General features: G+C 44.0%; 16 protein-coding genes. 14 read left to right on the top strand and 2 right to left on the bottom strand.

Translation table 11 applies throughout. The features are described 5' to 3' along the window. The first annotated feature begins 13 nt into the window (after positions 1-13). From LIZ08_RS01805 to LIZ08_RS01795, 3 genes are all read left to right on the top strand, one after another. Positions 14-997 (top strand): Gfo/Idh/MocA family protein, encoded by a 984-nt coding sequence (locus LIZ08_RS01805; RefSeq protein WP_049486554.1) that lies wholly within the window; start codon positions 14-16, stop codon positions 995-997. Between the two features lie 354 nt (positions 998-1,351). Then, positions 1,352-2,287: a metal ABC transporter solute-binding protein, Zn/Mn family gene (locus tag LIZ08_RS01800; protein ID WP_129299587.1), complete on the top strand. Its 936-nt coding sequence runs from the start codon at positions 1,352-1,354 to the stop codon at positions 2,285-2,287. A 7-nt stretch (positions 2,288-2,294) separates the two neighbouring features. Beyond that, entirely contained in the window at positions 2,295-5,567 is a 3,273-nt protein-coding gene (locus tag LIZ08_RS01795) for a pneumococcal-type histidine triad protein (RefSeq protein ID WP_227038149.1), read from the top strand. A gap of 88 nt (positions 5,568-5,655) precedes the next feature. Here LIZ08_RS01795 and LIZ08_RS01790 read toward each other — a convergent pair whose 3' ends face one another. Further along, positions 5,656-6,840 (bottom strand): DUF2974 domain-containing protein, encoded by a 1,185-nt coding sequence (locus LIZ08_RS01790; RefSeq protein WP_155171453.1) that lies wholly within the window; start codon positions 6,838-6,840, stop codon positions 5,656-5,658. A gap of 168 nt (positions 6,841-7,008) precedes the next feature. Between LIZ08_RS01790 and LIZ08_RS01785 the strand changes: the two genes are divergently transcribed. The 5 genes from LIZ08_RS01785 (at position 7,009) to LIZ08_RS01770 (ending at position 11,657) form a co-directional block, all read left to right on the top strand. After that, positions 7,009-7,686 carry a response regulator transcription factor gene (locus LIZ08_RS01785; RefSeq protein WP_024056182.1) on the top strand — a complete coding sequence of 226 codons (678 nt, stop codon included), beginning with the start codon at positions 7,009-7,011 and terminating at the stop codon, positions 7,684-7,686. Further along, positions 7,679-8,653 carry a sensor histidine kinase gene (locus LIZ08_RS01780; RefSeq protein WP_227038148.1) on the top strand — a complete coding sequence of 325 codons (975 nt, stop codon included), beginning with the start codon at positions 7,679-7,681 and terminating at the stop codon, positions 8,651-8,653. The genes LIZ08_RS01785 and LIZ08_RS01780 overlap by 8 nt, the downstream gene beginning before the upstream one ends. A gap of 115 nt (positions 8,654-8,768) precedes the next feature. Beyond that, a complete protein-coding gene (locus LIZ08_RS10380; RefSeq protein ID WP_009732443.1) occupies positions 8,769-8,897 on the top strand; it encodes a hypothetical protein in 129 nt (42 codons plus the stop codon). Between the two features lie 15 nt (positions 8,898-8,912). Continuing rightward, positions 8,913-9,671 (top strand): ABC transporter ATP-binding protein, encoded by a 759-nt coding sequence (locus LIZ08_RS01775; protein ID WP_227038147.1) that lies wholly within the window; start codon positions 8,913-8,915, stop codon positions 9,669-9,671. Further along, entirely contained in the window at positions 9,672-11,657 is a 1,986-nt protein-coding gene (locus tag LIZ08_RS01770) for an ABC transporter permease (RefSeq protein WP_227038146.1), read from the top strand. A 365-nt stretch (positions 11,658-12,022) separates the two neighbouring features. On the opposite strand, the gene LIZ08_RS01765 is transcribed toward LIZ08_RS01770, so the two are convergent. Continuing rightward, on the bottom strand, positions 12,023-12,286 hold the full coding sequence (locus LIZ08_RS01765) for a SemiSWEET family transporter (RefSeq protein ID WP_003012241.1): 264 nt from the start codon (positions 12,284-12,286) through the stop codon (positions 12,023-12,025). Between the two features lie 288 nt (positions 12,287-12,574). On the opposite strand from LIZ08_RS01765, the gene LIZ08_RS01760 reads away from it, so the two are divergent. The 6 genes from LIZ08_RS01760 (at position 12,575) to LIZ08_RS01735 (ending at position 20,010) form a co-directional block, all read left to right on the top strand. Beyond that, a complete protein-coding gene (locus LIZ08_RS01760; protein WP_003011864.1) occupies positions 12,575-12,832 on the top strand; it encodes a SemiSWEET family transporter in 258 nt (85 codons plus the stop codon). 259 nt (positions 12,833-13,091) lie between these two features. Further along, on the top strand, positions 13,092-13,469 hold the full coding sequence (locus LIZ08_RS01755) for a YbgA family protein (RefSeq protein ID WP_227038145.1): 378 nt from the start codon (positions 13,092-13,094) through the stop codon (positions 13,467-13,469). Next, positions 13,470-13,835: a TIGR02328 family protein gene (locus LIZ08_RS01750; RefSeq protein WP_227038144.1), complete on the top strand. Its 366-nt coding sequence runs from the start codon at positions 13,470-13,472 to the stop codon at positions 13,833-13,835. A 125-nt stretch (positions 13,836-13,960) separates the two neighbouring features. Beyond that, positions 13,961-16,954 carry a type I restriction endonuclease subunit R gene (locus LIZ08_RS01745; RefSeq protein ID WP_227038143.1) on the top strand — a complete coding sequence of 998 codons (2,994 nt, stop codon included), beginning with the start codon at positions 13,961-13,963 and terminating at the stop codon, positions 16,952-16,954. A gap of 86 nt (positions 16,955-17,040) precedes the next feature. Next, complete coding sequence (locus LIZ08_RS01740) at positions 17,041-19,242, top strand: AAA family ATPase (RefSeq protein WP_195326862.1); 2,202 nt, start codon at positions 17,041-17,043, stop codon at positions 19,240-19,242. A 24-nt stretch (positions 19,243-19,266) separates the two neighbouring features. Then, positions 19,267-20,010: a hypothetical protein gene (locus LIZ08_RS01735; protein ID WP_195326863.1), complete on the top strand. Its 744-nt coding sequence runs from the start codon at positions 19,267-19,269 to the stop codon at positions 20,008-20,010. Positions 20,011-20,063: the final 53 nt, after the last annotated feature.

Here is a 20,063-nt window from a genome sequence, read left to right as displayed (position 1 = left end):
AGGAGATTAAACCATGGGCTATCACATCAACTATAAGTGGGCGAGTCTTGGAACAGGCGTTATTGCCAATGAATTGGCGCAAGCCCTTGAAGCGCTTGGTGGGAAACTCTATTCCGTTGCCAATCGTACCTATGACAAGGGGGTAGCCTTCGCTGAGAAATACGGGATCGAAAAGGTTTATAAAGAGATTGATGAAGTCTTTGAAGACCCTGAAGTGGATATCATCTATATCTCAACGCCTCACAATACTCATATCCAGTATCTTCGTAAGGCCCTCGCAGCTGGCAAGCACGTGCTCTGCGAAAAGTCCATCACCCTCAACAGTGAGGAATTGGCAGAAGCGATAAAGCTTGCTGAAGAAAACCATGTCAAACTAGCAGAAGCCATGACCATTTTCCATATGCCTATTTATCGGAAACTCTCTGAAATTGTAGCAAGTGGCAAGCTGGGATCCCTTAAGGTTATCCAGATGAACTTCGGTTCCTATAAGGAATACGACATGACCAACCGCTTTTTCAATCGCAATCTGGCAGGTGGAGCTCTACTGGACATCGGTGTCTATGCCCTGTCTTTCGTACGTTGGTTTATGACGTCACAGCCGACAGAGATGGTTTCACAGGTCAAGCTGGCACCGACTGGTGTCGATGAGCAAGCGGGGATCCTTCTTACGAATCGTGAAGGGGAAATGGCAACGGTGACGCTGAGTCTTCACGCCAAACAACCGAAACGTGGGACGATCGCTTATGACAAGGGTTATATCGAACTCTACGAATACCCGCGTGGGCAAAAAGCGGTCATCACCTATACGGAAGATGGATCACAAGAAGTGATCGAAGCAGGAGAAACCGCTAAAGCCCTCCAGTATGAAGTCCTTGATATGGAAGCAGCAGTCGCAGGAAGGGAAAATCATCTCTACCTAAACTACAGCCGTGATGTCATGGACCTCATGACTCAACTCCGCAAAGACTGGGGCTTGGTTTACCCAGAAGAAGAATAGGAGTCGGAAAAGAGGCTGGGACAAAAGTCCTAGCCTCTCAATTATTTTTGGATTGTCGAGCAAGACGCAGTGGTTGAGTGGGCTCTACTACGCTTATTTCATCAGCTTTTACAGCCCTACTCAATTGTGCGGAGGTGGGACGATGAAATCGAATTCTAACGAATTACCGATTTCTGTCCCACTCTCTTTTTTTACTGCAAGGAAGGCTCGTGGAGTCTAGGCAACTGTTAGTCTCTAGCATTAAAAGGAAAAAAATGTAAAAAAGGCTTGACAAAGCAAATGATTAGCAGTATTATTAACTAGTTAATTAACTGATTAATAAACTAGTTAACGAAAATAAAAAAGAGGTGAAGGATGAATTGGAGAAGAATGAAGGTTCTGGGACTCTTGTTTCTCGGTTTCTTTCTGCTGACAGCTTGTGGAAGTCAAGGAAATGCGGGCAAGCCCCCTTCTAAAAAAGGTCTTAAAATTGTCACGAGTTTTTATCCTATCTATGCCCTGGTCAAGGAAATCTCTGGCGATCAAAATGACATCTGGATGGTTCAGTCAGGTGCAGGGATCCATGATTATGAACCCTCAACCAAGGAAGTAGCCCAGATCTATGATGCGGATGTATTTGTCTATCATTCTCAGACCCTGGAATCTTGGGCCGGTCGCTTAGATCCTAATCTTCAAGGTTCCAAGTTGCGAGTGATCGAAGGTAGCCAAGGAATGACCCTTGATAAGGTGGCTGGATTAGAGGATGTCGATGCTGGTCAGGGAAAAGAATCCAAGCACTTGTATGATCCGCATACTTGGTTGGATCCTGTAAAAATTGCAGAGGAAGGAAAGGTTATCGCCCAGCGTTTGGGAGAGATCGATCCAAAGAACAAGGAGCTCTACCAGGCCAATGCTCAAAAGCTTGAAAAGCGCTGTGAGGACCTAGTAGCCCACTACCAGCCTCTCTTTGACAAGGCCAAGCAAAAGACTTTTGTGACCCAGCATACGGCCTTTTCTTATCTGGCCAAACGCTTTGGTCTCAAGCAGTTAGGGATTGCAGGGATATCCCCAGAGCAAGAACCGACCGCTCGGCAATTGGCGGAGATCCAGCAGTTTGTCAAAGACTACAAGGTGAAAACGATCTTTGTGGAAAAGCACACGTCGTCAAAGGTGGCAGATAGTATCGCCAAGGCAACAGGGGCGCGTGTTAAGGTTCTGGATCCACTGGAAGCTGATCCACAAAATGATAAGGATCTATTAGAAAATTTAGAAGAAAATATGGCGACTTTAGCCAAGGAATTAGAGGAGTAAATCAAGAATGAAGAAAAAGGGAACGATTGGAATTGTAGCGACTTTGGGGCTAGGACTCTGTGCCTATGCGCTCAGTCAGCAACCACAAGTCAAGGAAGAGAAAAAGAATCAGATTCAGTATTTGCAAGCGGACAAGAAATCGTCATCGTCTGCCTCCAGTAAAAAGGAAGACAGCATCGAAGCGGTCAATGCCAAGGAAAAGACCCAGGCAGAGCAGATTGTCATCAAGATTACAGATGAAGGCTTTGTCACTTCTCATGGGGATCATTTTCATTACTACAGCGGGAAGGTCCCATTTGATGCCATCTTTAGTGAAGAGTTGATTTTGCGGGATCCAACTTATCAGTTGCAAGAAGCAGATATCGTGAGCAAGGTCAAGGATGGCTATATTATCAAACGCGCTGGGAAATACTATCTCTACTTAAAGGATGCCCAACATACGGTCAATGTGCGCTCGATCGAAGAGATCGCTCAGCAACAAAAAGGTGGCGCTAAAGAAGAAGGGGAAACAGGATCGGTACAGGCGAGCTCCTCGCACAAGGCAGGCAAGACCCGTGACTTCCGTCAACCTAGTCAAGCGCTGAAAGAAGGTAAGACTCTTGAGATGCTGACGGCTAAGAACCATACAGGTGGTGGCTACCGTACGGACGATGGTTATGTCTTTAGTCCTGGAGATGTCATTTCAGATACAGGGGACGGCTTTATTGTGCCCCATGGTGGACATTACCATTATATTCCAAAGAGTGCCTTATCTGCTGGCGAGTTAGCAGCAGCCCTCTCTGCCCTAGGCGGTCATAGTGGCCACCAGGCTGGAAACTCACGCCTAGCTGGAGCAAGTACAGAACAAGGGCAAGGAACTCCAGATCAAGCCTCTCCAAGCATAGGGAAACAAGAGAGCAACCAGCCGTCAGCCGGTCCAACCAATACACAGACAACCCCAACGACGTCTAAACCGACTGCCTCCAAACCGAGTCCAACCCTGACCAACTTGATCGAAGAATTGCAGAAAGCCCCGTTGTCTTCTCGTCATGTGGAGTCTGATGGTTCTGTCTTTGATCCAAGTAAGATTACCAAGTGGACCGATCAAGGGATTGTCTACCCTCATGGGGATCATTTCCACTTTATCCCTTACAGCTCCCTATCGCCTTTAGAGCGTGAGTTGGCACGGCAATTCCAATTGCTTCGTGCTCAAGGAACTAGTAGTCCAACAGAAGTAAGTCCAAGCTTGCCTTCAAATCCAAGCACAAAACCAGTTGAACATGAGCATGATCATGAGCATGGCGACAGTCACGATCATGAACATGAACATGGGGACAGTCATGATCACGAGCACGAAGAGGAGCACGATCACGGCTTCCACGCTGACAAGGTCATCAGCAAGGACGAGGAAGGCTATATGGTCGCTCATGGCAACCATGCCCATTATTTCTATAAAAAGGACCTCTCTCCTCAAGAGATTGCAGCAGCGGAGGCAACTCTAACTGGTAAGAAAGAAGAAGACAAGGGTCAGCCCCTGACAGATGACGTTGCGACCTATTCTCGTGATGCCTCAGATGAGGAAAAGATCCAGTACATCAGTAAGACCTACGGTGTCCCTCGCGAGGCCATTAAGATTTCCAATGGTTTCTTTGTCTTTAACAATCCAGACCAAGAATATGATCCGACCCACATCCATCCTTATGCCGTTCGGAAGGAACATGTCCGGATCCCACTTGAAACTGGCAATCCTGAACTAGACTTTATCAATGAACTCTATGCAACAGCGCTTCGTTCGGGGATTTCTCCTTATAGCCTCCAGATTGAAAATGGTCAGTTTGTCATCCCGCATGGCGATCACAACCACTACATCAAGGTCCGCTCAGCAGGACTAGCAGACTACTTAGCCCACCGTCTTCCAACCATCCAATCTCCTTACAAAAAAGGAGACTTGGACAAGAAAGTCGTAGAGGACAAGGTCAACCAGCTCTTAGCAGAAAGCCGCAGCCTCTATGCTTCTGATCCATTGCAACAACGACGGATTGAGCTCATCTTGGGCCACTTCTTGGAAAATGTCAAGAGCTTCCCAAGTAACTCAACAGAGGGCTATCTAGCCAGTCTCAAACAGATTGATGCGCAGTATATTCATGCGACCCAAGCGGTCAAACCAAAAGAAGAGACAGCCTTGGATCGTCGTTACCAAGAATTGCTGGAACAAGTGCGCTTGCTAGACACAGAAGCCTTCCAATTGAAGAAGGAAGAGTTGGTCTCTCAATTGCAGGAAGCCTATACTGCCAAGGACAGCAAGCGTCTAGAGCAGGAAGGGAAGCTATTAGAAGCTGTTCAGGAGATGCAAGATCGGACGGGTGTGACATCGGTCGATTACCTCAAGTATTTCTACCAAAGCTTGAGCGATGCGCGCTTGACACCAGAACTCCGCACCAAGGCGGCAGATCTAGCCTTGAAGCTTTACCGGTCCCAAGCCTTTGAAGAAGCCTGGGATTCCAAGGCTCACTTCATGGAACTCTACCAAACCAAGCAGGCAATTGACCAGCTCTTCTCTCAAGAGAAAGGACAAACCTATCCTATTGAAAAAACAGTTTTGGATCAAAAAGGAAGTCAGTCCCCAACTTATAACTTAGCGGTCTATGATTTCCTCAAGGGATTATATGGAGAGTTGGACAAGGCGACAGAATCCCGTCAACGAACCAACATCCTGACAGCACTATCAGAGCAAATCCAGTCGCTCTTGCCACAAGTCGAAGACCAGGCCAAACGAACTGCCTTTGAAGCAAGTTTGGCTCAACTTGGAAATGAGACGGATCCAGACAAGGCTATTGCAAGTGGACAAGCTCTGTTACGCGAAATCAGTGACACCATTGAAAAGCAAAAACAAAAGCAAACAGAAGAGCCTCAGATTGGGGATGTCGCCCTTTATCAACAGCTCTATAACCAATTGATGGCCCTGCACCAACAATTGCAGGACAAGGGGGCTAGTGATGCTGTATTTGACCGCTTAGAAGCTCTCTTTGACCAATTGGCTAATCCAAAGAGTGACAAGTCAGCCTTACTACAGGCTATCCAAGCCTTTCAGGCAGAGTTAGCAGCAATGCCATCTGCAACCGAAGTGACCAAACCAGCTACCACAACTGAAACGCCTGTCACTGCAGAAACTCCGGTAGAAAAAGAAGCAGCAGCTTCAGCAGGGAACAAACCTGCCACAACTGAGAAAGAAACAGAGCCTGCAAGCGCAGCTGTAATAGAAGCAAGCACGCCAGATGCTCCATCTTCTCAGGACCAATAGAAAATAGAAAATCATCTGAAAGACATTTCAGATGATTTTTGCGTTCTAGTGAATAGAAGAGGTGGTCTCTTTTTTCAGTTGTTGAGTCTCAATCTTTGTGCTCAAGGAGCAGAGGTGAGGAGGACTCGACTGCTTTTTTTCGCTTAAAAAATGCTGCCATTTGAACCAGAATGCGGGGAACCGTCTGCCATTTTTTCCAAGCTTGGACACGGGTATCGAGGAGTTGCTTGGCTAGACGTTCCAGCATTTCCCTTTCTGTAGGATCTAGGTCTTGAGCATTTTGAAAGATCTCTTTGATCTTGGAGAAATTTTTCAAGTTCCTCAAATCATTGATTGAAGTAATGCCTGCATCTAAGAAGAGGCCGAAGAAGGTATCAAAGAACTTCTTGCGCTCATCCGCCGATGTTTCGCGAACCCACTGCTTCAAGGTCTCGACGGTCTGCTGGCTATCGGGACTGGTTTGATCTAGGGTCACAAATTTATCTTTCTCAATCATCCAAGTAAAAGCGTCATGCTGGACAAAGCCACCAAAAGCTCGGCTTTTGACAATCGTAGCAGGCTCAGGGACTTCTAGCATCATGCCGACGATGGATCCTTGGGGGACAAAGCGACGAATGTTTGGGGATGTCCGCTGGTAGCCTTCGGTCTCGATAATGGCCCTGTTGAGGCCAGGAGCATCGTAGCTGTAGATGGCATCGACTCGTTCAAATAAGGAATCCGGCAGGTAAGTGCAGGCATAGGTTGCGAGATTGCCCCCTTTGGAGTGACCGGCTACTAAGAAGCGCCCTTTAGGAAATTCCTTCATGACGTTTTGCAGGTAGCTGGCTGCGCGCCTCTGAGCTGGGACATGATCCATATAGGTCATGTGGAAGTCTTCCTTCCAGCCGATCAAGGTGTCATCCGTCCCTCTGAAGACAACTAAATAAACATCCATGGTAAGACGATAGGTCATAGCCGCAAACTGCTTCTGAACATCGGGGTCATATTCGTTGACATAGTTGAGGAGTTTGATGTTCTTAAAACGCTTTGAACTAGCTAAGTCATCGACTAATTGCAGGTGTTGGTCTGTCACGGTGAAATCGGTGGTTCGATCGACTAGCTTTGCAGCATCAGATAAGCGGACTTCAATATTGGTCGTATCCCCTTGGGGCACGATCCGATCAAAAGGAAGATAGGTCAGCTCTGTCAGTGCCAGGACATCCAGTTCATTGAAAGGACGGTCGTATATGGAATCGTAGGTCACTTCTTTTAGGTAATCAAAAATAGTTGACATCTGTGCCTCCCGTGTCTTATTTCTTTCAGTATAGCACAAAAATGGATGGAGAAAAAGCGCCCTCCATCAAGACAGTAGGAATGAGATCTTCTTTCCCTCTGAAACAGTCTTTTTCTCTGCTTCTTAATCTGTTATAATAGGAAGAAGAAAAAAGAAGGAAAGAAAGCCATGCATAAAATTCTCTTAGTCGAAGATGATAACATTATCCGCCAACAGGTCAAACAATTATTGGAACAATGGGGCTATGAAGTGGTCGCAGTAGAGGATTTTATGGATGTCCTTGGGATCTTTGTCGAAACCGACCCCCACTTGATCCTCATGGATATTGGCCTTCCACTCTACAATGGTTACCACTGGTGCCAGGAGATTCGCAAGGTTTCAAAGGTTCCGATTATGTTTCTTTCCTCACGGGATCAAGCCATGGATATTGTTATGGCCATCAATATGGGTGGAGACGACTTTGTCACCAAGCCTTTTGATCAAAATGTGCTCCTTGCCAAGGTCCAAGGGCTCTTGCGTCGCTCTTACGAATTTGGCACGGATCAAAATCTGCTGGAGCACCGTGGCGCCATCCTCAATCTCAAGTCCACGGACTTGGTGTATGAAGGGGAAGTCATCAAGCTGACCAAGAATGAATTTCAGATTTTGCGGGTCCTGTTTGAGCATGCAGGCAGTATCGTGGCGCGCGATGATATGATGAAAGAGCTCTGGAATAGCGACTTCTTCATTGATGACAATACCTTGTCTGTCAATGTGGCCCGCCTTCGCAAGAAACTAGAAGAGGCTGGCTTGTCAAACTTCATCGAAACCAAGAAAGGCATCGGTTACGGGTTGGTTCATGAATAAATATGGAAATATCTTTTGGCAGTATGTGGTATCCCGCAGGCGCCTGCTCTATCTAGTGGTCATCTTTTTGATGGTCGATTTGGTCTTTGCCTTTCTCTTTCCAGAGACGGGGACGGTTTTCCTCTATGCGACCCTAGTGCTAGGCTTTTTTGCCCTTTGTGTCTTGATCTGGGATTTCGCTATGACCTTTCAAGACTACCGCAAAGCCGCACTATATGAGGAAGTTGAGGTTGCCTCACCACTAGAACACCTCCTTTATGAAAAATACACGGAAGAACAGCAGGCACGCTTGCAGGAAGGGAAGACCGCCCAGGCCAAGTTCAATGACCTGATGGATTACTATACCCTCTGGGTTCACCAGATTAAGACGCCCATTGCAGCTAGCCAGCTCTTGGTCCAAGATGTCGAGACACCCATTGTCAAGCAGCAGATGGAGCAGGAACTTTTCAAGATTGACTCCTATGCCAATCTGGTTCTGCAGTACCTGCGACTGGAGAGTTTTCATGACGATCTGGTCTTAAAGCGCGTGTCGCTAGAGGACTTGGTCAAAGAAGTGGTCCGCAAATATGCCCTCTTTTTTATCCAAAAGAACTTGACAGTGAACCTGCATGATTTGGACGTCGCCGTCATTACCGATCGCAAGTGGCTTTTGGTCATCATCGAGCAACTCTTGTCCAATAGCCTCAAGTACACCAGTACAGGTGGAATTGAGATCTATTTCAAAGACCAGACCCTCTATATAAAAGACAGCGGGATTGGAATCAAAAATAGCGATGTCCTTCGCGTATTTGAGCGGGGCTTCTCCGGCTACAATGGCCACATGACCCAGCAATCCTCAGGTCTGGGGCTTTATCTGACTAAGAAAATTGCAGAGCAATTGGGCCACAAGATTAGCCTCCACTCAGAGGTTGGCCAAGGCACAACCGTCGCTATTCGCTTTGAAGAGAAGAAGCTGGTCATGGATTAGTTTTTTTCCATCTTACAAAAATGTAAGAAATAAACGGTAAAATGAAAGGTTAGGTTATGGTAGCCGCCTTTTATTTTTTATACAATAGTCTCATCAAATGAAGGAGGTCAAGAAAATGAAACTCTTGAAATGGATGAAAGAACCCAAAAAGATTAAGAAACCAAATGAGCAAACCGATCTGGAAAAGACGGAATTTGGTCTCCAAGTCCTGCAACAAACCCAAGAATTTTTCTTGATCTACTAGTAAAAGGAGAAAAGTATGTCATTGCTAGACGTTCAACACATCAAAAAAATCTACAAAACCCGCTTTCAAGGGACGCAGGTTGAAGCCCTAAAGGACATTCATTTTACCGTGGAAAAAGGGGAATACGTCGCCATCATGGGGGAATCTGGGTCCGGGAAATCGACCCTTCTCAATATCCTAGCCATGCTGGATCAGCCGACCGAAGGACGGGTCTACCTCAATGGCACCGATACTTCAACCATCAAGAACAAGGATGCCTCGAGCTTCCGTCGGGAAAAACTAGGTTTTGTCTTTCAAGATTTCAACCTTCTCGATACCTTATCTGTCAAGGACAATATCCTTCTCCCTCTAGTTCTCTCACGCAGACCAGTCAAGGAAATGATGAACAAGGTCGAGAGCGTCAGTCGGGAGTTGGGCATTCACCAACTTCTAGAGAAATACCCCTACGAAATCTCTGGTGGGCAAAAACAACGGGTGGCCGTAGCGCGGGCCATCATCACCTCGCCAGAAATCCTCCTCGCTGATGAGCCAACAGGGGCATTGGATTCCAAATCTTCGGCTGCTTTGCTCGATGTCTTTGAAGACATCAATACCATGGGCCAAACCATTCTCATGGTGACCCACTCAACCGCAGCGGCAGCTCGGGCTAAGCGCGTGCTCTTTATCAAGGACGGAATTCTCTACAACCAGATCTTCCGCGGGGAAAAAACAGAGCGTCAGATGTTCCAAGAAATATCAGATACTCTGACAGTCATGGCAAGCGAGGTGGGGTAGATGTTTCGATTAACCACTAAATTAGCTTGCTCCAATTTGATCAAGAACCGCAAGCTCTATTATCCCTTTGCGATTGCAGTCATTCTCGCGGTGACCATCGCCTACCTCTTTGACTCCCTGACCTTTAATCCCCATATTCACGAGCTTCGAGGGGGATCTCCCATACTCTTCACCCTTGGATTGGGACTGTTCGTGGTAAATGTTGCGGGGGCTATCATCGTGCTCTATGCCAATAGCTTTGTCATGAAAAACCGCTCCAAGGAGTTGGGAATCTACAGCATGCTAGGCCTTGAGAAGCGCCATCTCATCAGCATGATCTTCAAGGAACTCTTGATCTTTGGCTTTGTGACTATCTCAGCCGGTGTCTTGATCGGGGCTCTCTTTGACAAGCTGATCTTTGCCTTTCTTTTGAAACTGATGAAGATGAAGGTTCAGCTAGTATCCACCTTCCAACCTGGGATTGTGGTCTTGGTCTTTGTCACCTTTGGTCTCATCTTTGGCCTCTTAATTTTTCTCAATGCTTGGCGCATTCTCCGTTTGAATGCCCTGCAGTTGACGCGTGAGAAGGCTAGTGGTGAAAAGAAAGCCCGCTTCTTGTGGCCCCAAACCATCATTGGCTTAGCCTCTCTTGGTTTTGGCTACTACCTAGCTTTGTCCGTCAAAGACCCCATGTCTGCGATTTTGATCTTCTTTCTAGCCGTTGTCTTGGTTATGATCGGGACCTACTTACTCTTTAATGCTGGGATCACCGTCTTCTTGCATCTTCTTAAGAAAAAGAAGAACTATTATTACCAACCCAACAACATGATCTCGGTCTCTAACCTTATCTATCGCATGAAGAAAAATGCGGTGGGTCTTGCGACCATTGCCATCCTCTCGACCATGGTGCTGGTGACGATCTCTGCTGCCACCAACATCTATGTCGGTGGCGAAATGATCAAGAAAATCATGAATCCACATGATTTCTCCATTCAAGGAAAAGGGGTGGACCTGGAGCAAATCAACCAGAAGTTTGATGAATTTGCTTCTGAGCATCATCTTGAGATCAAAAATCGCGACCTGGTGAACTATGCCACCTTTGGGGTCGAATCACAAAAGGGCACAGACTTCACGGTCTATCCTGATGATGAACGCGATGTCAGACCGAGAACAGTCTTTCTGGTCTTTGATGCAGCTAGCTATGAACAAATGACAGGAGAACACGTTGATCTGGCCGGCAACCAAGTCGTTCTCTTTGCCCATAACCAGGCTCTGACAGGGCAGAAACAGTTCACCATCAATGGGCAAGACTTCCAAGTCAAGGAAGAAGTGACCAAGGATTTTATCACTGATCATGTCCCAAACATGTTTAACATGCTGACGGAGGATTTCAATTACCTGATCGTACCTGACCTTTCAGCCTTTGTTGCCAAGTTTCCGAACCTTGCTGTCGTTACCCAAATCTATGGTGGTTTCAATGTCAATGTTGACGAAGACCAGCAACTCAAGCTGGCAGCCATCTATGACAAGATGATCGATGAATTGAGCAGCCAACAGGCCCAAGGAACATTTGTCTATGGAGGCAATCGAGCATATAATGTGAGAGAAATGAATAGCCTCTTTGGTGGCATCTTCTTTATCGGTATTTTCTTGTCATTAATCTTTATGGTCGGAACCGTCATCGTTATCTACTACAAGCAAATTTCAGAAGGCTATGAAGACCGTGACCGCTTTGTCATCCTCCAACAGGTGGGGCTTGATGAAGATGAGGTCAAACGGACCATCAACCGTCAAGTGCGGACTGTCTTCTTCCTTCCCCTCATCTTTGCCTTTGTCCACCTGGCCTTTGCCTACCATATGATTCGTCTCATTCTCAAAGCCCTTGGTGTCATCAATAGTGGCCAAGTCCTCGTCGTCACCCTCAGTGTCTGTGGAGTCTTTCTCGTCACCTACCTGATCGTCTTTTGGATCACCTCTCGGAGTTATCGCAAGATTGTGCAGATTTAGGAAAAGAAACTCAAATTAAATTAGAAACTTTCCTTAGGTGAGTACGGACGTCAGCGAACTTCGAAGAAGTTCCATGACTAATTATTGAGCCTAAGGTCTCAATAATTCCGAGTGCCTGAAACATAATTATTTCAGGCACTTTTCTCACAGCGGAAAGTTTCAATATACTCTAATAATAATCAGATATTATTTGGATATTTTTGCACAATAATCCAGCATAGGTTATTCAAAGAAAAGAATTGTCAATTTTTTTAGCTTGCTCATAGCGGGCTTTTTTGTACGAAAACCGACTGCGATTGTTTTTGCTTTTCAAAGGGATATAAAAAAGACTGAACCAGTCGAGTTCAGTCTTTGTTCGCTTTCTATTAAAGTGATGTAAGGAAAGTCAATCCTCCTAGGATGACACCTGCCGAATTCGGAATGATCAAAATCCAGTCTTTTTTAGGTTCCTTTGTCCAACCATAAATGACCCAGATCAAGCAAGAAATAGCAGCTGACAAGGGTTGGAAAGGTTGGGCCTTGTTTCCCTGTAAATTAGCAATAATTTGTGGGATGTAGGCAATGAAAACGATAATCCCAATAAAGGCACCGATCGAGCCAACGATTTGGTTGATTTTTTGTTTATTCATAAAATTTTACCTCTGTGTATCAAAATAGCATAAATAGGAAGAAAATGCAATTAATTTGCATGCTACGCAAAATGAAAACGATCACATTTGCAAAAGAATTAGACAAAGTGTCAAAAAAATGGCAACTAGAGAGAAGACTCTCTCGAAAAGAAATCCATCTTCCTGCAAAATCACAAGATTGTGACACTTTACAGTTCGGTAACATTTGAAAAAAAGACTTGAATTTGTAAAGGACAAAAGGTAGAATAGTGCATACTTAAAAAAAGAAAAGGAAATGGTAGTTTCAAAATGAATGAGAAACAAATGAAAATTCTTGGTTGGGTTGCGACCTTTATGTCTGTTATGATGTATGTGTCTTACTTCCCACAAATCATGGATAACCTCGCTGGTCACAAAGGGAACTTTATTCAACCCCTTGTCGCAGCCATCAACTGTAGCCTTTGGGTTTACTACGGACTCTTCAAAAAAGAACGCGATATTCCACTTGCTGCAGCCAATGCACCAGGGATCATCTTTGGTTTGATCACAGCTATCACAGCCTTGTAATCAATGAAAGAGAGAGTGGGACAGAAATTGGTAATTCGTTAGAATTCGATTTCGTCGTCCCACCTCCGCACAGTTGAGTAGGGCTATAAAAGCTGATGAAATCAGCGTAGTAGAGCCCGCTCAACCACTGCGTCTTGCTCGACAATTCAAAAACAATTAAGAGGCCAGGACTTTTGTCCCAGCCTCTTTTTTATAACTTCACTCATTTCCATGGTATAATGGGAGGACTATTGATAGAGAAGATCAAAAGGAGACACGAGTGGATCAAAAACATCACTGCCAAGTCCTATGGGCCAAAAATAAATACCTGGTGCTGAGTCATTCCAGTAATATCTACAAGGAAATCCGGGAATACCTCAAGCAAGACCAGGTAGAGGTCAGCCACGTCGAGGACCTGATCCAGCAAGCACTGGCCTTGCCGGAAAATCGTGGCCAGGTCTCCAATGCCTTCCAGCATATCTGGGGCTATTTCAAAAAGAAGGCGACTGCAGAGGAAAAGGCGGACTTTATGTTGCTACTTGAGAAGTACCAGCATGGCCAAGCTAGCCAAGAGGATCTGATCAAGGGGATCCAGACGCTATTGGAGCGCTATCCTAATCGCTACTTACAAGACTCGACGCTGCTAGGAGGTCAATAGATGAGACTCTGGCACCAATACTTGATTCCCAAACTCCCTCGTCCTCAGCTCCTGGGCCAACACCGGGAATGCTGCGCCCTTCGAGGCAATGGCTGGGGCAAGAAGCACGCGACGGTCAACTATGTCTTTGACTACTCGCCCTATCGCCTCTATGCCTATCACCGTCTGATCATGGAGGAGATGACCGCTCGTGGCTACAAGATTAGCCCAGAGTGGTGGGAATCGACCTACCGAGGCAAGACCTGCCCAGTTTATTCAGAACTGGAAGAGGAAGCCTTGAGCACCCCCATCTATCCCGAGCATCATGCGGGTTACCTGAAAGAATGCCTGGAGAACCTAGCAGAAAAAGGAATCCAACTTGACTAAGAAAAACGAACCAGACCAGGTTCGTTTTTTTGCGCGAAAAACCAACAAAATGCTTTGAAAGCGTTAATTTCTTTCTCAAACATGCTATAATAATAGGAGATTATGCACAGGAAAAGGATAGACGGATGAAGGCAGTAGCAACTCCAGAACTTGAGATTGAAAGACAGTTGATCCAGCAGTTGACATCAGGAGAGAGTCAGTGGACTTATCGCGAGGATCTCAAGAACGAAGACCAGTTATGGGACAATTTCTTTGACAAGCTCGCGCAAAATAATGTCGCCTTGTTGGCGGACCATCCCTTGACCGAGCAAGAAAAGCGCCAGATCAAGAACCAGCTCAACTTTGTCAGCTACTATGAAGCGGCCAAGTGGCTAGCTGGTGAAAATGGGATCTCCAAGGTAGAAGTCCAGCGTGAAGATGCAAGCCTAGGGACTATCCGTTTAGCGGTCATCTGGCGGGACAATATCGCTGCTGGTAAGTCGAGCTATGAAGTGGTCAATCAAGTCGAACGCGACAAGGCCTATCCGCTAGACCAAGATAGACGGCTCGATACGACCCTTCTGATCAATGGTCTGCCCCTCATCCATATCGAACTCAAGAGTCCACGAGTGGCCTTTCTAGACGCCTTTCATCAGATCAAAAAGTACGACCGTGAAGGAAAGTTCCGGGGCATTTACTCCAGCTTACAGATGTTTGTCGTGACTAATAAAGTCGACACTCGCTACATCGCTGCAGCCCGTGAAAGCAAGCTAAACAAGCAATTCCTGACCAAGTGGGTGGACAAGGACAACCAACCCATGATCGATCTCAATAGCTTTGCTCATGAGGTCCTCTCCATCCCCCGGGCCCACCAGATGGTCATGCAGTACTCGGTCATCGACGACAGTAAGAAGGCCCTCATCCTCCTGCGTCCCTACCAGATCCATGCCATCGAGGCTGTGCAGGAAGCCTCTCGTCGTCAAGAGTCGGGCTATATCTGGCACACGACCGGATCAGGCAAGACCCTGACCTCTTACAAGGTAGCGCGCAATCTCTTGCAGATCCCAGCCATTCAAAAGACCATTTTTGTCGTCGACCGCAGAGACCTGGACCAGCAGACGACTTCGTCCTTCCTCTCTTATGCGGCCAATGATGTCATCGACATCGACGAGACGGACAATACCCATGAACTGGTCAAGCGCCTTGGGGGCAATGACAAGCGCGTGGTGGTCACGACCATCCAGAAAATCACGACCATGATGCGTAAGTTCGAAGAAGGGAAATACCAGCGGGATGCGGGGAAGATCAAGGACTTGCGCGTGGCCTTTGTCGTGGATGAGTGCCATCGGGCGGTCACCCCACAGACACAAAAGGAGATCAAGGCCTACTTCAAAAACTCTCTCTGGTACGGTTTTACAGGGACTCCGATCTTTAAGGAAAACAAACGCAAGCAATTGGGAGACCTGGCTCAGACCACCCACCAACAGTATGGCGATCGCCTACATGAATACACCGTCAAGGAAGCCATCCATGATGGAGCGGTTCTAGGCTTTAAGGTAGACTACCGCAACACCATCATCTCGGATCTGCTAGAAGAAGAAATCCCAGACCAGGCCTATGAGGACAAGGAGCACATGCTAGAGGTCCTCGATGCCATCCTCAATAAGAGCCAGCAACAGCTCAATATCCCAAAAGGGGTCGGAAAGAGCTATGAGGCTATCTTGACGGTCAAGTCCATCCCACGAGCACAGGCCTATTACAATCTGCTCAAGAGCATACTCGCTGGCAAAGAACGGGTCAAAGTTTCCGAGCGGGTCAAACAATACCTACCAGATTTTCCAAAGTTTACCATCACCTACTCGGTGTCTGAAAATGAGGAAGAGTCCATTGGCTACCAAGACCACATGAAACAGGTCATGGAGGACTACAACCAAGAGTTTGGTACGCATTTTAGCCTAGCAGATCTGCGGGGCTTTAATAGCGATGTCAACAATCGCCTGGCTAGAAAGCAGGACAAGTACCTTTACCGCAATGAGCAGTTGGATCTGGTCATCGTGGTCGACCGTCTCTTGACGGGCTTTGATGCACCTTGTCTTTCTACCCTCTTTATCGATCGTAAGCCCATGCGCCCACAGGACTTGATCCAGGCCTTCAGCCGGACCAATCGGATCTTTGATGACAAGAAGCGCTTCGGTCATATCATCACATTCCAGCTTCCTCAAGCCTTTAAGGAAGCCGTCGACAATGCCCTCAAGCTCTACTCCAATGGAGGAGAAAATGAGGTCCTAGCACCAAGCTGGGAAGAAGAGAAGCGCAACTTCTTAAAAGCCTGGGCCGAGTTTAAAGGCCAAGTCACAGACTTGGAAGAAGAAGGAGTCGCCCTCGAGCAAGCTCCAATGGCCCAGCTCCGTAAGGTCGCCAAAGCCTATCAGGTCTTTGACAAGTACCAAGCTTCGATCCGCGTCTACTCGGAGTATGATAAAGAAGATATCTATCGAGAAACGGGCCTCAGCGACAGCCAGCTCGAAGCCTATCTGGGCCTATATCAAAATATCCTGGCAGAGATCAAGAGCAGGGATCCAGAAGTGGACAGCCAAGATGAGCTGGACATCCACTATGAGCTAGAGTCTGTCCAAGTCGATGAGATCAACTATGCCTATATCCTGATGCTGATCCAGAGTATGATCCAGCAGGAGGAAAATGACGAGCAGACCCTCAGTGACAAGGATATCGCAACCGTGGATAGCTATATTGAGAGCCTGAACCGTACCAATCCAAGCCTAGCTGAGATCATCCAAAACCTCTGGACCCAAGTCCAAGAAGAGCCCGAACGCTACAGAGGACAATCCATCACCGGAGTCTTGGACCAGATGATCGAATCCATCATCGATAGCCATATCGTAAGCTTCGCCAGAAACTGGTATATCGGAGCCGACGAACTGCGCTACTATATCCAACACTACCGCAAAGGTGCCAAAAAACAAGCCGGTGAAAGCCAGCTGACCAAGAGCCAACGCTACAAAGACTACAAGGCAGAGGTAGCAGATGCCCTCAACCCACTCAGCTACAAAAAACAAATCAAAGAAGCCTATACCCAACTGATCGAAGAGGTGATTGAACCACTAAGAGTGGGGAGGTAGGAGTTGTTTATACTAAATATGCTTGTTTAAAATTTTTTAAGTTTACTATGATAAAAATGGTTTAAAACTAAAACGAGGATAAATTTATGGTTACTACTATTATAGACTTGGAACAAATTAAATTCGAAGATTCTGAGGCTCCACTTTTTGAAGGTAAAGAATTAGAATTGTCTTCAAAAAATTTTATTTTTGCAAGAAACGGATCGGGTAAATCAACATTAAGTAAAGCAATTTATAATCAAAAACAAACAGAGTTCGACGTACATGTTTTTAATGGTTTTGACTCTTTGATAGGAGAGAATGATTATCTAGATGCTTTTTCATTAGCAGTAAATGCAAGTGAAAAAGAGGCTGAAATAAAAGAGTTAGAAGATAAAATTACAAGAACAGAGCAGGAGTTGTCTTCAGTTGAAAAACTACTAGATAAAAAAAGTGGCGAAGATGAAGAACCGACTTTGTATGATGAGCGTTCAGAGAAAAGAAGATTGTTTGATGAACATGATAGAAAAATGCAAAATTTTTATAAGAATTCGGCCAGAACGATTTCATTAAAAACGGAGCCTATTATTGTAGATAATCCAAAGTCTTATAATAAAAATATTTTCGAATCAGAAATTACAAATGCTTGTCGTTTAGGGGAAACAGATCTAAATCTTTATAAGAAGATATTACAGAGTGTTCCTAAAGAAATTACTCCCATTAGCGAGAATAAAATTAATTTTGAAAAATATTTGAAAGCTGTCAATGAAATTATTTCGAGTAAAGTTGTTGAACGAGTATACATTGGTAGATTAGACAACCAAAGAAAAATTAATTTCGCTAAAGAAGGATTAGAAATCCATAAAGAAGAGAATATATGCTCGTTTTGTGGGAATGAACTTTCTAATGAAGTATTGATGGAGTTGGAGAGATATTTTTCGGCAGATGAGGTGAAGGAACTTCAAAATCGGATTGAAGTTGGTAAAGAAAAAATTGCTAACTTGCTTTATGAGATTAAGGGAAATGTCAAGATTAAGACAGATGATTTTTTTCCGGATCTTAGAGATGAGGTTGAAAAAGAGAGCGAGAAAGTGAATGAGTCTCTTACAGAGCAGAAATCCTATTTAGAAATATTACTTAAAACATTAGAACAGAAAGAAAGTAATCTCTTTGTGGAGAGTGAAGAGTTAGAGTTAGCTGTACCAAATAATGTAGATTATGGTGAGATAAACAAACTTATTGAAATGCACAATCAAAATGTTTTAGATATTAAAAATAAACAAAAAGAGGCTAGAGATGCAATTCGATATCATGAAATAAAATTGTTACTTGAGAACTTCCAATATGATGTTCAAATAGAAAGACTAACGGTTCTTAAGAGTGAAAAAGAGAAAAAAGAATTAGTATATAGTCAAAAAGAAGATAAAAAGAAAGAATTGGAACAAAATTTAGCTGAATATCGGAGCCAGGTTGATAAATTAAAACCAAAGGCAGAAAAACAAGCTATTGAGAGAATAAATAAAAAACTTCGTTTAAAAGTTTCTTGGGAGTTAGATCATGTAGATGATGATAACCTGGGATATTACAGAATAAAAGAAGGGGAACGATATAGAAGTGTAAAACAATTGTCAACGGGTGAGAAAAATGTCATTGCATTTTTATATTTTATTGAGCGTTTGGAAGAAGTTAAAGAAGGGAGTAGGAAGAAAAAAATAATAGTTTTTGATGATCCAATGAGTTCGAATGATGATAAAATGCAATATCTAATTATTTGGGAACTACAAAGACTTTACCAAGGTAAAGATAGAGATAAATTTAATAAAGATAGAGACATCATGGTAATTTTGACTCATAATATCCATTTTTATTTAAATGTTCAGCCTCATGGTAATTTCAAAGACAAGAAGGATAGAACCAAATATGATAAAAATAATTTTTATCGCATTGATCATCACGAGTTTATTAAAATTTTAAGTGAAAAAGACGATTTTAAAACTAATTATGAAGCCATGTGGGTAGAACTGAAGGATTTGTATGAGTGTGGTCATAAACTCTCAATGTTAAATACGATGAGAAGAATAATAGAAACATTTTTGAAGTTTAATGCATTGAATCAAGAAATTTTTTATAAAGACAATGAGCAGTATTTGAAATTATTTAATGTAAATTCTCATGGAATAGATGATACATCTGCAGTTCAATATACAGAAACTATTGATGAGATGAGAGCTCTTTTTTATCAGATTTTTAAAGATAATCAATATGAAGAGCATTTTGAACACTTTTGGAAATTTGACACCGAGCATTGATTTTAATGAAGGGTATAAAAGTGAATGGAATTTGAAAAAACAAAAAAAATAAAACTACTACTCAATCAGAGTAATGCATTATCTAGGATAATTAAAACAACTTTGAGTGATACTTCTGATGTAGTAGGAAAATACAATTCTTGTGTAGAATATGCAAAAAGTTATAATATCTTATTAAAGCGATCATATGACATATTGGATTATGCTGAAGATTTAGTATTTTATAAATTAAAAGATCTAAGTCCATATAATATGACTTGGCCACAACAGAAAACATTAATGGAAAGTGTATTAACTAATTTAGAATTTTTAATTTCTAATTTAAGCAGCTCCCTAGAATTTGTTGAGGATGAATTTAACAATCTTGAGAATTTTATAAGAATAAAATTACGATCAGCACTTTTCACTATTCCCGAAAAAGAACTAGATATTCAAAATGCCTTGGAGTCTCTTTTTATTGGAAGAGGATGGTCAAAAGGTAAAGATTATGATAGAGAAGCTGGGAAATTTAATTTTTCTGGTCGCGAATATATTCCTGACTTTATAATACCGAATTTGAAATTATCTATAGAAGTAAAATTGATTAGAAAAGGCAGAAAATCTAAAATTATCGAGGAAATAAATGCAGATGTTTCCGCCTATAGTAAGAAATATTCTAAGCAAATGTATATTATTTATGATCTAGGAGAAATTAGAGATGAAATAGAGTTTCGTCGTGATATAGAATTGTTGGATGATGATATTCGGGTACTAGTTATAAAACACTAGAAGTAAAATAATTTGAATATGTATGGGTAATACATTTCTGGCTAAAGTTACAA

The organism is Streptococcus sp. 210928-DFI.4.42 (assembly GCF_020554365.1).
In the GTDB taxonomy this organism is placed as follows: domain Bacteria; phylum Bacillota; class Bacilli; order Lactobacillales; family Streptococcaceae; genus Streptococcus; species Streptococcus parasanguinis_S.
The sequence above is the reverse complement of the archived record's forward strand: the minus strand, read 5'-3'. Positions and strand labels throughout refer to the sequence as shown.

Bases quoted from the DNA above. Each gene is read 5' to 3' on its own strand.
- LIZ08_RS01805 (WP_049486554.1), top strand. From the start codon at position 14: ATGGGCTATCACATCAACTATAAGTGGGCGAGTCTTGGAACAGGCGTT.
- LIZ08_RS01800 (WP_129299587.1), top strand. From the start codon at position 1,352: ATGAATTGGAGAAGAATGAAGGTTCTGGGACTCTTGTTTCTCGGTTTC.
- LIZ08_RS01795 (WP_227038149.1), top strand. From the start codon at position 2,295: ATGAAGAAAAAGGGAACGATTGGAATTGTAGCGACTTTGGGGCTAGGA.
- LIZ08_RS01790 (WP_155171453.1), bottom strand. From the start codon at position 6,840: ATGTCAACTATTTTTGATTACCTAAAAGAAGTGACCTACGATTCCATA.
- LIZ08_RS01785 (WP_024056182.1), top strand. From the start codon at position 7,009: ATGCATAAAATTCTCTTAGTCGAAGATGATAACATTATCCGCCAACAG.
- LIZ08_RS01780 (WP_227038148.1), top strand. From the start codon at position 7,679: ATGAATAAATATGGAAATATCTTTTGGCAGTATGTGGTATCCCGCAGG.
- LIZ08_RS10380 (WP_009732443.1), top strand. From the start codon at position 8,769: ATGAAACTCTTGAAATGGATGAAAGAACCCAAAAAGATTAAGAAACCA.
- LIZ08_RS01775 (WP_227038147.1), top strand. From the start codon at position 8,913: ATGTCATTGCTAGACGTTCAACACATCAAAAAAATCTACAAAACCCGC.
- LIZ08_RS01770 (WP_227038146.1), top strand. From the start codon at position 9,672: ATGTTTCGATTAACCACTAAATTAGCTTGCTCCAATTTGATCAAGAAC.
- LIZ08_RS01765 (WP_003012241.1), bottom strand. From the start codon at position 12,286: ATGAATAAACAAAAAATCAACCAAATCGTTGGCTCGATCGGTGCCTTT.
- LIZ08_RS01760 (WP_003011864.1), top strand. From the start codon at position 12,575: ATGAATGAGAAACAAATGAAAATTCTTGGTTGGGTTGCGACCTTTATG.
- LIZ08_RS01750 (WP_227038144.1), top strand. From the start codon at position 13,470: ATGAGACTCTGGCACCAATACTTGATTCCCAAACTCCCTCGTCCTCAG.
- LIZ08_RS01745 (WP_227038143.1), top strand. From the start codon at position 13,961: ATGAAGGCAGTAGCAACTCCAGAACTTGAGATTGAAAGACAGTTGATC.
- LIZ08_RS01740 (WP_195326862.1), top strand. From the start codon at position 17,041: ATGGTTACTACTATTATAGACTTGGAACAAATTAAATTCGAAGATTCT.
- LIZ08_RS01735 (WP_195326863.1), top strand. From the start codon at position 19,267: ATGGAATTTGAAAAAACAAAAAAAATAAAACTACTACTCAATCAGAGT.